At 63.4% G+C, this 14,098-nt stretch carries 8 protein-coding genes; 5 read left to right on the forward strand and 3 right to left on the reverse strand.

Features of this window, described 5'->3' with window-relative positions:
• Positions 1–73: 73 nt before the first annotated feature.
• The 3 genes from OG326_RS15155 (at position 74) to OG326_RS15165 (ending at position 2,170) form a co-directional block, all read left to right on the forward strand.
• Complete coding sequence (locus tag OG326_RS15155; RefSeq protein WP_327145267.1) at positions 74–262, forward strand: hypothetical protein; 189 nt, start codon at positions 74–76, stop codon at positions 260–262.
• Positions 263–347: 85 nt separating this feature from the next.
• Entirely contained in the window at positions 348–1,217 is an 870-nt protein-coding gene (locus tag OG326_RS15160) for an inositol monophosphatase family protein (RefSeq protein WP_327145268.1), read from the forward strand.
• A gap of 68 nt (positions 1,218–1,285) precedes the next feature.
• Positions 1,286–2,170 (forward strand): Gfo/Idh/MocA family protein, encoded by an 885-nt coding sequence (locus OG326_RS15165; protein ID WP_327145269.1) that lies wholly within the window; start codon positions 1,286–1,288, stop codon positions 2,168–2,170.
• Positions 2,171–2,384: 214 nt separating this feature from the next.
• Here OG326_RS15165 and OG326_RS15170 read toward each other — a convergent pair whose 3' ends face one another.
• Both OG326_RS15170 and OG326_RS15175 read right to left on the reverse strand, forming a co-directional pair.
• Positions 2,385–5,114: a hypothetical protein gene (locus OG326_RS15170; protein WP_327145270.1), complete on the reverse strand. Its 2,730-nt coding sequence runs from the start codon at positions 5,112–5,114 to the stop codon at positions 2,385–2,387.
• A 219-nt stretch (positions 5,115–5,333) separates the two neighbouring features.
• A complete protein-coding gene (locus tag OG326_RS15175; RefSeq protein WP_327145271.1) occupies positions 5,334–5,477 on the reverse strand; it encodes a hypothetical protein in 144 nt (47 codons plus the stop codon).
• A 324-nt stretch (positions 5,478–5,801) separates the two neighbouring features.
• Here OG326_RS15175 and OG326_RS15180 point away from each other — a divergent pair, with 324 nt between their 5' ends.
• Both OG326_RS15180 and OG326_RS15185 read left to right on the forward strand, forming a co-directional pair.
• Complete coding sequence (locus OG326_RS15180; protein ID WP_327145272.1) at positions 5,802–8,582, forward strand: DUF4365 domain-containing protein; 2,781 nt, start codon at positions 5,802–5,804, stop codon at positions 8,580–8,582.
• A gap of 443 nt (positions 8,583–9,025) precedes the next feature.
• The gene (locus OG326_RS15185) at positions 9,026–9,205 is read left to right on the forward strand and encodes a hypothetical protein (RefSeq protein WP_327145273.1); all 180 of its coding nucleotides are present in this window, start codon (positions 9,026–9,028) and stop codon (positions 9,203–9,205) included.
• 269 nt (positions 9,206–9,474) lie between these two features.
• Here the strand turns inward: OG326_RS15185 and mobF are convergent, their stop codons facing one another.
• Complete coding sequence (mobF, locus tag OG326_RS15190) at positions 9,475–14,094, reverse strand: MobF family relaxase (protein ID WP_327145274.1); 4,620 nt, start codon at positions 14,092–14,094, stop codon at positions 9,475–9,477.
• Positions 14,095–14,098: the final 4 nt, after the last annotated feature.

A 14,098-nucleotide genomic window follows, 5' to 3' on the forward strand; every position in this document is an offset into this window, starting at 1 on the left:
TGCGCGATTCGGTCAGCTGGGCGATTCCTCCGCCCCTGAGATGCCTTGCCGCACTGGAAAGATCACTGTACGTGTGAGATACCCGAACGCCGAACTGTACTTCGCGGTATTCGGTGCAATGACCAAGAGCCGCGTCCTGACGGTGGAAAGCTTCGACGACCTGACCGGTGCGAAAATCATGCGCGCCGCAGGTTTCGAGGCCATCTTCATCGCTGCCACCATGAACCCGCCGGGAATCGAACCTCCTATGGAGCTGCGATGACACAACAGTCGAAAGGTGACCCGGAATGACCACTGGGGCAACGATCACCGAACTGGCACACCACATCGCCGACTTGGTGCGCCAGATGATCACCGAAATCCGTCCGCGCCTGATAGACGCCGCATTGACCGGTCATCGGGCAGAGAACGAGAACCTGCGCCACAGCGACAACTTCCTCTCCGACTACGACCTGTGGATGCACCAACGCTACAAAGAGCTACTGGCCCAGAAGATCCCATCGTTCGTCTACGCCTCCGAGGAAGCCGACCCCGAGGTCATCGGCCCGGACTCGGACCCCGACCTGTGTGTGCTGGTCGACCCGCTCGACACCAGCGAGCTGGCCGTACGTGGCCTGTACGGATACACCCACGTCCTGGTCTACTCACGCGAACTGGCACGGCCCGTCGCCGCGGTGGTCGGCGACATCTTTCACCACATCGAGATCTACGTCGCGGCCATGGACGAAGCCGGAAACGACCGAGCGCTCATGATCACCGCGGACGGTGCCCGACACGCTCTCGCTCGGCCATCGCAAGCCTCACTGCCGGACGCATTGGTCACCAATTACCTCATGCGACCTGCGCAACGATTCCAGCCATTGGCAGGGCAGCAAGAATTTCTGAAAGCGCTGAGCGCTCCGGCCGGGAACGGAACGATGAACGGGCGTATCGGTGTTGATTTCGGATCGATCGGCTTGTGTCACGTCGCGGCCGGATTCTCCGATGCCATGATCGAATTCGCCAAAGGCTTCGCCATCTGGGACCTGTCGCCAGGGCACTACATCCTGCACGCCGCAGGCGGTATCGTGACCGACCTCGACGGCAGAGATATCCCACTGGACTACCGTTTGAACTCGATGTCCGACATCAACAAAGCCATGAATACACGTCAGAGATTCATTGCCGCCGGAAACCGCAACTTGGCTCGCGAAATCCAGTCCACATTGCATAGGTGAATCACAGTTCCCGGCATGGCCAGACCGCAGCTGCGGAAGGGCCGGATCATCGGTGTTAGGGGAGTGAGATGGCGGAACTTCGAGTGGCAGTGGTGGGGTACGGGCTGGCCGGATCGGTGTTCCATGCACCACTGATCGCCGCCGAACCACGCATGCGCTTGGACGTGGTAGTCACCTCGTCGGCCGAACGCGCCGAGCAGGCGCGCCGGGAACATCCGGGGGTACGGGTCCTCGCCTCAGCCGGGCAGCTGTTCGCTGATCCCTCGGGAATCGATCTGGTCGTGATCGCGACACCCAATCGAACCCATGCCTCGATCGCGCTGGCGGCGATCGAGGCCGGGATATCGGTAGTGGTGGACAAACAGTTCACCGTCACCTCGGCCGAGGCCGAGCAGGTCATCGCTGCGGCCGATCGGCGTGGGGTGGCGTTTTCGGTGTTCCAGAACCGACGGTGGGACGGCGACTTCCGCACGGTCCAAACCTTGATGGCGAACGGCCGCTTGGGGAAGGTACGGCGATTTGAGTCGTGGATCGAGCGGTGGCGACCGGTGGGCAAAGGCGGCTGGCGTGAGCTCGGTTCAGCCGCCGACGGCGCCGGATATCTCTACGACCTTGGCAGCCACCTCGTCGACCAGGTGCTGACCCTGTTCGGCGCGGTCACCGATGTCTACTGCGAACTCGACCGCCGACGTCCCGGGGTGCAGGCCGATGACGATGCGTTCCTTGCCCTCACCCACGCTTCAGGCGTCCGGTCTCATTTGTGGATGAGCGCAGTATCGGCACAGATCGGCCCCCGGTTCCGCATTTTGGGATCCGAAGGTGCCTTCGTCCTGCACGGTTTCGATTCACAGGAAGCCGCCCTGCGCTCCGGCCGACGCCCAGGTAAAGGAGATCCCTGGGGCACGGTCGAACCCGACTGTTGGGGCCAGTTAGGGACCGATGACGGTATTTAGTCGGATTCCCACCGAGCCTGGCGATTACCCCGCGTTCTATCGCGTGATGGCCGATGCTCTAAGCGACGGCACGCCAGTCCCGGTGGATCCCCACGACGCGCTCGAGGCACTGAGGATTCTGGAGCAGGGATTCAGAGTCGCTGGTCGAGCCAGAAATATTCTAGGCGTTGGTCACACCAGGCCGGAACCCAGTGACGACTAGTTTGCGGGTCGGTCAGAACAGGTCGTCCCAGGTCCAGTCGGGGGAGCCGGTGCCATCGGGCTCCCGCCCGAACCGGTAGTCCTCCGGGTTCGTGATGTTCCCCAGAAAGAGATCGAAGCTCCCGGCGCCCGGTAGTCGGGCGGTCAACTCCTGCGCTTTGTCGGTCCACCCGCCGTGTCTTAACTCTTCCAGCAGCGCCGTGACGTCGATCGGGTCATAGAGTTCGATGGCGGGCACGGCGCGCTGGACCAGGATTCGTGCTTGGTCGGTCCACTCACACTTCCTCAATTCCTCCAGCAGGCACGTGATGCCGACTGGTCCGACAGGATCGACGGCCGACACGGCACGCTCGGCCACCGCCCGTGCTTCGTCGGTCCACCCGCCGGCCAGTAGCTCCTTGAGCAGCTCCGCGGCGCCGAATGGGTCCTGGAGATCGGCCCCAGATGTTGCGTGTTCTACCAGTTCTCGTGCTCGGTCGGTCCATCCGCCCTCCCGCAATTCCTTCAGCAGCCACGCGATGCCGACCGGGTCGTAGAAATAGAGACCGTCAGATGTTGCATGCTCGACTAGTTCTCGTGCTTGGTCGGTCCATCCGCCCTCCCGCAGCTCCTTCAGCAGCTCCGTAATGCCGTACGGGTCATCGAGAACATCGGGCGATACGGCGCGCTCGACTAGTTCTCGTGCTTGGTCGGTCCATCCGCCCTCCCGCAGCTTCTTCAGCAAGAACGCGGCGTCGGATGAGTCGTCGAAACGAGCAATGGCGGGTAGGGCGTGCTCGACTAGTTCTCGTGCTTGGTCGGTCCATCCGCCCTCCCGCAATTCCTCCAGCAACCACGCGACGCTGTACGGGTCGCCGCGACGAATGACTGCGCACACCTTGCGCTCGACCAGGTCCTGTTCTTGGCGGGTCCATCCGCCTGCCCGTAGCTCGCTCAGCAGCCCCGCGAGGCTGTAGAAGCTGCTGTTGAGATCGGTGGTGAGCACAGCGCGCTCGGCCAGTTCTTGTGCTTGGTCGGTCCACCCACCTATCCGCAATTCCTCCAGCAGCTCCGCGATCTCGACTGGGTCGCTGGTGACGACGGTGGGGACAGTCCGCTCGGCCAGCGCCCGTGACTGATCCACCTTTCCCCCCTTACGCAGCTCCTTCAACAACGCCGCAACCTCAGGCTTGTTGGTTTTGTCCGGAATGATGTGGTTGATCACCCAGTCGGTTGGCCGTTCGTCACGAGGGTTCACGATCCGAAGCAGATCAATCAATCCGGCAGCGGCGGCGATGTCTCCAGTAAGGGTGGCCTCGACCCACAGTTGAGCGGCGTCGCGGTAGAGGCCACGATTGCGTGCGGCTCGTCCCAGGGCGGTGCGGTCGCCGGGGTGGGCATGGTCGGTGAGAGCTTCCCAGAAGTCGATGGGTGGGATGATCTGCTCGCGCTCGGTGCGGCCGTGCTGGTCGAGGTAGTCGGCTAGTTGATACACCGGACCACTGGCCGTACTCGCTTCTGCAGACGGGTTTGTGTGGGATCGGCTTCGGGAACGCGTGGGTGCAGCTGCGATGCGGGTCAGCGGCCCGTCGGCACCTTTACAGGGGCGCGCCGACTCGGCCAGCGCCTTTTCGAGCCAATCAGGCGTTGCGGCAACGGCATTCCATTGGTCAGGAATGTAGGAGTGGGTGCCGGTGGCCAGCAACCCGTGCGGAATGGCGTTGCGGTGTCCCATGCGGCGGGCGTCCATCGCGATTTTCACGATCGCTTTCGCAGCGGCGGTGAGCTCGTGCTCGTAGCGGTGTAGCTGCTCCGTGCCGCCGGCCAGGTACTGGGTGATGCGCCCGTGCTCAGCCCGCTCACGCGCAACGCTGAACCGCGGATCTGTCGTGGCGGCCGTGGCTAGTGCCGCAGGGTTGGCGTCGGCGAAGGAAGCGGGGACCTCAAGGATTGTGGCGCTGTTGTCGAGCAGGTCTCGTACCTGCGAGGCGTGCGGGCTGCGCAGCTCGGTGTAGTACTCGCTCCATATTGTGCCCACGATCAGGACTGGGCCGCGGACCGGGTCACGCAGCAGGTCACGCAGTGCGACCGCGGCCGTCTCGTCCCCGCTGCGTCCATCTCCGCCGAGGTATTCCTGAGACTCGTTGAGCCACACCACAGTGCGTGGTCGCACGCGCCCGAGATCCTCGCGTAGCGCGGTGCGACGGTCTGGGCTGGTCGGATGCCACAGCTGCCACCCACCGCGCTCCCGAAGCGGCGCCAGCGCCTCCCATAAGGCGCGTGTCTTGCCGGTGGAGGAATCCCCCAGTAGCAGCACGAACCTGCTGTGCCCGGCCTCGACTGCAGTGACGATCTCAGACAGGGCGGTGTCGTGAGGGCGCGGCACATAGGGTGTCAGCGTGCCGTCATCGTGACACGGCCGACTGACAATGATGGCTTTGTGCACTCCGAGTTCGATCGGGTCCAGTTCCTCGGTGAGTGGTTCTCCAGCCCCGTCCTGACTCGCACGCTGGTAGGCGTGCTCCCACGCCACCAGCTCCCTGCCGGTCACCTGGCACGCTGTGAAGATCGGTTCGACGGTGTCCCACCGGGGCAGGTGGGTGGCACCACTCAGGATGTTGCTCAGCGTTGACTTGCCCAGATCGCCACCGGCGTCGTTGACCCGGGCGACGACACGGTTCTGGCTCAAGTGCTTGCTCTTGAACAACGCACGCAGCGCCGTACGCAGATCCTGCGGTGTCATCACTGCGTCGACGTCGGTCACCGATCTTCTGCCTCACATAGTTCGAACAGTCTGGTAATGATTGGCGGGCTGCGCCAAGCCAACAGTATTGCCGTGCCAGCGAACTCGCGAAGCGCATCGGTGGGCCGGGCGTCGTCGGGTTGCCCGGCTCTGAGACCTTCCCAGCGTGGGCCCGGCAGATGTTCACTTTCGGGTTCCAGCGGATGTCATGTCGGAAGATTCGGGCTGCCATGGGCGCTGTCAACAGTCGTGGTCGCGGAGCTCGCGCACCGCATCCAGCAGCTGTTTGCAGGCCCGAACCAATTCGGTCAAGGCGGCAGGGATGTGGGAGGCGGCCTGGAGCAGGAGAACAAGCGCGCCGATCCAGGCGAGGATCTCTGGCATAGTGATGACGATCGACGCGTAACGTGTTCCGCCGCACCACCATCGGGCAACCGCACACCACACCTGCCCTGAACAGCTAAGACATGCGTTCGTACCTGGCGCAACCGAACACAACCGAACGATCCGACCACAGGCCCAGAGATCATCGGGCCGAGATCATCTCGGGAAGCAGCTTCGAGACCGAGCACGCCCGTCTGGCGGCGAAATCAATTGCCGCTTAGGCCTCACCGGAGATGTTCGGTTAGCTAGTGTTGAGCAAACACACGGTCTGCAACCTGTTGCGACTGTAGTGTGTTCATCGCCCTACTTGCATGGGATTGAGTCATGGGACTGCGCGGTAGTGAATCCGAACAGACCGGCAACATCGGGACGGACGCGGTAACCCTCAAGTTTAGGCGACTCGGGTGGCATGTCGCTCCGAATCCAGCTGGCGAAGTTGGCACTGACCTGCTGCTACAGGTGCGGGATGATCGGAGATTCGACCTCGGCGCAATAGTCGGCGCCCAAGTCAAATCAGGTGACTCCCACTTCGACGAACCGAAGCGCGGGGCGACCCGCGAGGTCGAGGGTTGGTGGTTCCGAGACGACGACGCTGAGCATCTGAAGTCCTGGATACATCACACGTCACCACACCTGGTTGTGTTGCACGACGAGTCCGATGACACGTCCTATTGGGTCCACGTCACCGCGGAGAGGGTCGTGTCTACCGGCAAGGGTGCGAAGATCCTGGTCCCGAAGTCCTCGACGGTAGACGCCGACCACATCGACGAACTGTTGAGAATCGGTACCAGCAGACGGGTCGGTGCGCGATGGGAAGGCAGCGCCTGGGGCGGCGGTGAGCGAATATTGCCGCCGGATCAGCTGCGGTACGCGCTATTGACGCCGCGCCTGATAGCACCGCATCCGAACCGGGCTCCCGGCGAGATACAGCCGCACGAAGCGATCGCGCTTCTGGTCAATATGCGTCTTGCTGATCTCACAGCGAAACCCATGGACACCCGGAGACCGGTCCCTGATCTTGACCAATGCCACGCGTCCGACGACTGGCGATGGCGCTTGTACGCAGCTCTTTATGACGTACTCCTGAAAGGGCATCGCAGCGACACCGTGGAGACGCTGATCGACACTGCGAGCAGCCCCTACCAGCGCGCCGCTGCGGCTGCCATCTGCTGTGCGATGCGAATGGAGACCCTCGACCCCACTGGCGGGATGAACATCATCGACGCCGTGCTGGCTCTCGACGATTGCGATCCGGTCGACCACGACTGGCTGCGGTTACACAAAGCCCGCTGCCTCGCTGAACTCGGTGACCTCGATGCCGCACGCTCACTGGGGTATGACGTGCAGCGGCTACGGGCGATCGCTGCTGACGATCCCACGGCCATGGCGATCGCTGGTGGAGGTGCCGACGTAGTATTCACATCGGTTCAATGGGGAGCCGACCTCTCCGCGGTAATTAACGGGCGCGACACGATCGCATCCTGGTGGCGGAGCCAAGAGATCGCGTGGGGCTTGCAAGACCACTTCAATGACCACTTCACAGCCTGGGCCAACAATGGGCCGCTCGACGGCGACACCTATGGCAGCACCTGGCGGCGGCTACGGGCAGCGTCGCTGGCGGCCGGGATGGCAGCCGACCATTCATCGTGGCGACACACGTCAATCCTGCTGGCCAAACATGTCCTCACCCTCGCCGCAGACACCCCTGCGGCTGTGGCAACAGCGCTCACCGCGCTACACCAGGCCGGCGACGCTGAGGCAATCCAGGAAGCGATTGAGCATGTACTGCGTTCGGGACCCGCGAACGCAGTTCAAGTCGCCGTGGAGAACTTGCGCCTCCATCAGGCTACGAGGACCTCGATCAGGGCAGCCCTGCAGATGGTGGCATCCGCAGCCGATGTTCTGACATCTGAGGCCGCTGATCGCTGTGCCCTCTGGATCCTGTCAGTACTGAAGGACCCGGAGGATTTCAGATCACGGATGAAACCAGCCTTCACGAACGTAATCCTGGTCGACACCCTTACCGAACTCGTCCCCGTGATCTCTCCGGTGATGCAACGCGAAGTCATCGACCACGTCATGGCACTGCAATCTGACAGCATCACAGACACAGCCCACTGGTCGGGAGTGGTCAGAGGTCTTCCACCCGAAGCCTGGAGCGACGATGATCGCCGCACCTTGTCGAATCGGCTCTCCGGCGCCACCGGTGACTTCGCTGACGTCTTCAGCGGCGTCGTCGCCGCCGGGGATCCCGAGTATCGAGAACAGCTGGTGGCAAAGATCTGCGAGGGAGACCTCGATGCGCTGGCCGCCTTCGGAGATGTCACTGATCTTGACCCCACAACCGCAGGCAAACTGGCCACACATCTCGCAGAGCGGACCCGGCGGCTGCTCGCAGAGTTGCGCGCCGGTAAGAGCACGGGCGGCCCCCATGACCCCGCAGAGACATTGATCCTCATCAACGCATGGCACCCTTCCGCGTCTTGCTGGGAACCGATCATCGAATTGCTTTCAGTACCAAACCCTTTCCCCATCCGACTCACTCGACCTCTGCAGCTACTTCGACGCCAAAGTGACAACCTTCCCGGCGAGGTCGTCGACGCGCTGGTCGAACCCCTACATGCGCTCATGCTCAACGGCACGGGCAGTCGGGCGGCTGCAGGTGATATTCGCGGCGAGGCGGCCAGCACCTTGGCAGTTCTCCGCCCGAGCGCCATCACCGGTGCCGAACTCTTGGACTTAATGCACTCAGAGGACCTGAAACGGCGTGAAGCTGCGATCCGTCTCATTGCCGGACGCGACGACGCAAGCACGCTCGACACTCTCTGGGCGATATCGCGTGACCATGATCCTTGGGTCCGCGCCATCGTGGCGAATCAGCTTGCAGCCCAAAGCACTCGCTATAGCGATGACGACCGATTCACAGATCTGCTCAGCCGCCTGCTGTCCGGCGAAGGAACACTGGTCGCACGAATGGTGGCAGCCACGCTCAAAGACCAGCCACGTTCTACCGCCGGAGACCAGCTCGCAGACGTTCTCCGTGACCACCTGTCAGCAGAAGTGAGGCGTGCCAGCGCTATATATGAGAACAACTCGCATAGTTGAAGACGCTCATAGCCACGTTGTCATGCATAAACTGACCTGTGCTGCTGCGATCTTCAAAGATCGACCAGATCGAGGCCGACAATCCAGTCGACAGTGGCGGCCTGCATAACCCATGAGCAGCGTGTCTGCCGACTCGCGCCGACCTTCACGCGGCCTTGGTGGAGCTTCACCGCAATGATGATCGGAAACCTTCCTGGGTCGTGGTTCGGGTGCCGGGGTGGGCGGGGGTGCGAACCCTTTTCCGGCGGTGTAAGCGGGCCGTACGGCACCGATCTGAACCACGGGGATTCCACTCAGTTCTATTGCTGCGCGGTCACTCGCACAAGTACGCTGCCACTGGGAACAGCCACCGGGGGTGCATTCTCGTCTTCTGTCACGCAACCAACCATTGCTGACAGGGCGGTTAAGCGCGTCCCCTGTCAGCACTCCTCTAAGGATGTGCTTTGGAAACTCTGCACGTGCTGTTGCTACCTCTCTCCTACACTGCTGGTGGGGTGGCTGTCAGCGTGGCAACAACACGAATGGCAATCGCCTACTGGGCATTCCGCCGAAAGGGTGTCCCTGCGAAGTATCGCAGCGAGATCTTGCGCGAAATCGGTCGACTGTTCAAGTTCGGCGATTAGTTCGGGCGCACGAAGGCCCCCAGTAGTCAAAGCTACTGGGGGCCTTGCTATCCGAGCTTCCCGCAGTCGGGGATATCAGGCTTTGTAGTTGATGTTCGATACGTCCTTAGGCCACCGAGACCTTGCCGACTGTCCGGTCCGGTCAGCACGGAATGCGATGCAAACTACTGGCTGCCAACCGCAACACCCGATGGGCTTGGCAGGTTTCGGTCGCCGCGCCCCGGAAAGACCTGTCATCAGCGGCCGCGTCACGATGGGCGTTCGTGGATTCACATGCCGCGGCGATGTGGTCTCCGGGGTGAGGCAGGTTTGATGCGACGGCGCGCGGCTGCGGCGATCTTTCGGGGGGCCGGTGAACGTGGTGCGGGGGCGGCCGGGGGCGTGGTCGGGGTCGGGGGTGTGGTCGCGGATGCTGTGGCTGGGGTGCGGTGAGGCGATTGTGCGGTGTCGATTCGTGCGCGGAGTTCGCTGGCGAAGTCGGCGAGTTGTTCGTCGCGGCCGGGGTAGTCGGGGATCGGTCTGAGCTGGCCGGGGTAGGGGCTGTCGGTGAGGGCTCGGAATGCGGCTGCGTGGGTGGGTTCGGAGTGGGGTAGATGGTGGTGGATCCATATGTCGGCGCGGTCGCGTAGCTCGCGTGCGGGGTCGCCGGCGAGGAGCAGGGAAGCGCCCAGGTCGTTGTAGTTGTCGGTGGTGATGGCTGCGATCAATGTGTTGGTGTCTAGCTGGTGGGCGTCGGCGAGAGCGATGGTGTCCAGCAAGACATTCCAGTGTCGGGAATTGACCGCTAACCGGTGCAGGACCGCAGGCATCGCGCGGTAGAGAGTCCGATCGGTGTGGGCGTCGGCGAGTTGTTTGACATATTCGTGGTAGTCCGAATGCATGCGCGCCAGCCGTTCCGCGCTGACCGAGGGAGGCCGGCGATCGGTATCGGCTTGCGGTAGGGGCCCTAGTTCGATGGTGAGAGTTTCAATGGCGTTGAGTCGTGCGATGAATGCGATTGGGTCGTAACTATTTGTTGCAGTGAGGGTTTCTGCATGCAAGGCAACGCTACTGGCAAGATCCGGGCGCTGGATTTCGTCGGAATTCGGGAGATTGTCGGGCGAGGCGGGCAGCACATTCTGACGATTGCCGGTGTCGGGGAGGGTGGTGTCGGCGTTCGGGCCGAGGAGCCTTCGCCGAAGTTCGTGTGCGTAGTTGAGCAGTGCGGTGTCCATGCCGCGCCATGGACTGGGCACTGGCAGGAACGGGCTTGGGTAGGGGGCATCGCGCAAGGCGCGGAAGCGTTTCGCTGCAGGCGTGGTCAGGATCGGCAGAGCGTTGAGTCGTGCGACCAGGTTCGCGATAGCGGAAAAGTCTGTCGTGGTGAGGGTTTCGACAGGGGTAGTGGTGATCGGGTTGGGGATGGGCGAGAGTCGTTGTTGGATCCAGCGGTCGGCGCGTGAGCGTAGTAGGGCGCCGGTGTCGTGGGCGGTGACCAGTGATTCGCCGAGGTCTTCGAGGTTGTTGGTGGCGATGGCTGTGACGAGTGTGCCGGTGTCGAGGTGGTGTGCGTCGGCGAGTGCGATGGTGTCGAGCAGATCCTGGTAGTTCGGCGAGTTTTTGGCCTCGTGGAGGAACACAGCGGGGAGTGCTCGGTTGAGTAGATACTCGGCGCGGGCATCGGCCAGGAGTTGGTACGCGTGCTGGTAGTTGACGCGAATGCGGTGGTCGGCGGCGGTTTGTTCTTCGCGCATGATGTCGGTCGCGGAGCGGTTGTCGTCCTCGCGTGCCAGGACCCGGGCGAAGCAGCGGAAGGGTTCCCCCGGGTCGTCGGGTTGTTGGTCGCCGGAGAGGTCGATGAGGGCGTCGGTGGCGAGGAAGACCTGGTTCAGGTCGGTGCCGCGGGTCAGGCCGACGTAGGCAAGGGCGCGACCGAGGGTGTCGTTGAGCAGGGTGTATGCGTGGCGGACGGTGATGCCCTGCGAACGGTGGATGGTCGAGGCATAACCGAGTTCGACCTGTTGGGTCACATATTCCGCTGGCAGGGTGACATGCCCGCGGTGGTCGATTCCGGTGACGGTGATCGACCCGTCGGTGTGGATGGCACGGATGTACCAGAGGTCGCCGTTATCGATCTGGGTGTTGTGGCGATGCCCACCGAGAACTTTCAGGAACGGGTTGTTGAGGCGGGTGACGACGGTGTCGCCGAGGTACCCGGTGTGTCGGTCGGACAACAGGATTGCTCCGCTGTCGGCGCGGACGCGACCGGCGGCGAGGTGGCTTGTTTGGGCGGCGGCGTTGAGTGCTGCGACGTCGAGGAGGGTCGCGGCGATCATGACCGAGGAGATCCCGGCGTCGGCATCGGCGAGGTGCCGGGACAGGATCTCTGCGCGAAGTTGGTCGCTGAGGCCGTGGGTGACGCGGCCGTGACTCTCGTAGAACTCCCACGCCTTAGGTGCGTTTCCCGCCCGCACGGCCAGGGTTGCTTCGGCCTCTTCCGGGTCGGTAAAGCGAACCAGTTCCGAGAGTTCGGGTGAATGGTTGTCACGGGCGATCGTGCGAATGATGCCGCCGGATTCGACGGCAGAGAGTTGTTCGGGATCGCCGATGCCCCGGATGATCGCGCCGTGGGTATCGGCGAGGGCGAGCAGGGCATCGAGATCGAAGGTGGCGGCCATGGCGGCCTCGTCGACGAGCAGCATCGCCCCGGGCGTGATCCCGGTCGGGACACCGTGGTCGGCTTGGGCGAAGAGTTTATGGATGGTCCGGGCCGGAACACCGAGACTGGCCGAGAGCTGACGGGCCGCCGACGCTGAGGGTGCCAGGGCGATAACATCACGCCCGCTCTCGCGCCAGGTGGCGGCGACGGCCGCCATGGCGGTGGTTTTGCCACTGCCGGCGGGTCCGATCGCGACCGCGAATTTCGTTGCGGCCGTGCACAGATAGTGCGCAATGGCACGCTGCCCGGGATTGAGAACACGTCCACCACCGCGTTGGATTCGTGCGATGGCCGCGTCGACTTTTCGCGCGGGAACGGTGACGGCGCTCGGGGTGCGGGAGGCATCCAGGAGTCGGGTTTCCGCATCCAGGACAGCCCGGCTGGTCCAGCGGGCAGTGCCGGTGGCGGTGAAGATGCCTTCCCCCGAAGCGCGGGCCATGGCGGCGGGAACCGGATCCGGGTCGATGGTCAGGAGAATCGAATGGTGATCCCGCACTGCGACGGTGATCGCTTCCACGGCCGCGCGGTGCGCGGTATCGCTGCCGAAATCACACAGTCCGACCCGGTCTTCGACGGCGGAGCGGATATTGGCTTCGGTCCAGGTGGCGCGGCGCCGTCCCACCGTGTCGGTGACCTCCACCGCGATCCCTGCCGGGTCGTAAATTGTGCGGCGCCGTGCGAGACATATGGCGTCGATGCGGTCGAGCAGCGACTCCTCAGGGTCGGATGCAAACCGCACCGACAATGTTCGGGCGGCGCCTGCGGTGGCCTGGGGTGTGCTGAATTGGTATCGGCCGAGTTGGTTAGTGATTGCTTGCTGCAGCTGTAGTGGTGTGGCAGTGAGCAGTTCGGCGACGCCACCGAGCCCGACGCCGATCTCGACAATGGCGTCGTCGGGATCGAACGGTCGGGGTGCGTCGGGATGGTTGTGGGCCCACAGCAGGTCCTCGACGAACTGTTGCCCACCGCGACCGCGGCCGAACACACAGCGGAACCGGGCATCCCATTCGCCGATCATCTGCCGCAGCGCCTTGGGTAATGGTTTGCTCGCACGGGTTTGCAGAGTGGCCTGCTGGGCGAGCTTGTACTGGGTGACCTTGCTCGGGGTGCAACCGTGGCTGCTGCGGTAGTCGGCGACGAGGTCCTCGAAGCGCACGAGAATGTCCTCGCGACGGGAGAATTCGGCGACCATCTCCTCGCCGACACCGACCACTTCCAGGACGGGTTGCTTGCCTCGGCCCCGGGTGCGTTCCTCGAACCGTAACCCCATGCGCCGCTTCAACTTCCCCACGATCGTCGCGTTGTAGCGGCACGAGAGCGACACCGTCGCCGCGTACAACGCACGCGCATCCAACGCCGACCACTTGCCATCGGAGCCGAGAACCTTTCCCGAAATCACCGCATGCGTGTGTGGATTCATGTCCCCGGCGCGATTGTCGAAGTGGGTGAACGCTGCGATGATCAGCCCGGTCGCATCGATCTGCCTGACCCCGTTCGCGCCGCGGCGGGTCACCGCGTACCGGGATTCGGCGAATTCCAGGACCTCCCGCACGGCCTCGAGATGGCACTGCCAGATCTCGCGGCGGACCGCATCCGAACCCAGGCCCCACAGGATGCTGATGGACTTCTGTGGGGTGAACACGTTGTCGAACCCGGCCACCGCCTTGCGGGTCTCGGCTTTCTCGGCGGCGAGCGCGTGGTCGATCTCGGCGCGTCTGGGAGCGCGGCCGAGCACGCTGGTGAGGTGTTCGCGGGCGGCATCGGTGCGCAGGATCGTGCGCTCGTCCCAGTCCGGGCGCCGCCGCCACGCGAAAGTGAACTCGGCCAACTTGCGGTCGAAAATGTCGCGAATAGGCGAAGGTTCGGTGGAGAATTCGTAGAACATTCGGCCGATCTGCGCGGCCTCGACAGCTTGCTTCACGGTCTTTCCGTCCGCTATCGCAGTGGCAATGATGGTATCGGCGTCCGGATTCAAACCCTCACCGAAGAGCGCTTTCATCTGCGCCTCGGTCACCATTCCCGACAGGCCGAGTTCGCCCGCGCCCCGGCCCATCCATATTCCGGGCGGAGTGCCGTGCTCGGTGTAATAGTCGGTGAGGTCGCGGGTGCGATCTCGCAGGCGATCTCCGCTGGCCACTTGCCTGGTCAGGTACTCGTAGCCGTCTCCGGCGTGTAAGCGGTGAAGGGTCATCACC

Origin of the sequence: Nocardia sp. NBC_01327, assembly GCF_035958815.1 — a bacterium.
In the GTDB taxonomy this organism is placed as follows: domain Bacteria; phylum Actinomycetota; class Actinomycetes; order Mycobacteriales; family Mycobacteriaceae; genus Nocardia.

Bases quoted from the DNA above. Each gene is read 5' to 3' on its own strand.
- mobF (WP_327145274.1), bottom strand. From the start codon at position 14,094: ATGACCCTTCACCGCTTACACGCCGGAGACGGCTACGAGTACCTGACC.
- OG326_RS15175 (WP_327145271.1), bottom strand. From the start codon at position 5,477: ATGCCAGAGATCCTCGCCTGGATCGGCGCGCTTGTTCTCCTGCTCCAG.
- OG326_RS15180 (WP_327145272.1), top strand. From the start codon at position 5,802: ATGGGACTGCGCGGTAGTGAATCCGAACAGACCGGCAACATCGGGACG.
- OG326_RS15165 (WP_327145269.1), top strand. From the start codon at position 1,286: ATGGCGGAACTTCGAGTGGCAGTGGTGGGGTACGGGCTGGCCGGATCG.
- OG326_RS15160 (WP_327145268.1), top strand. From the start codon at position 348: ATGATCACCGAAATCCGTCCGCGCCTGATAGACGCCGCATTGACCGGT.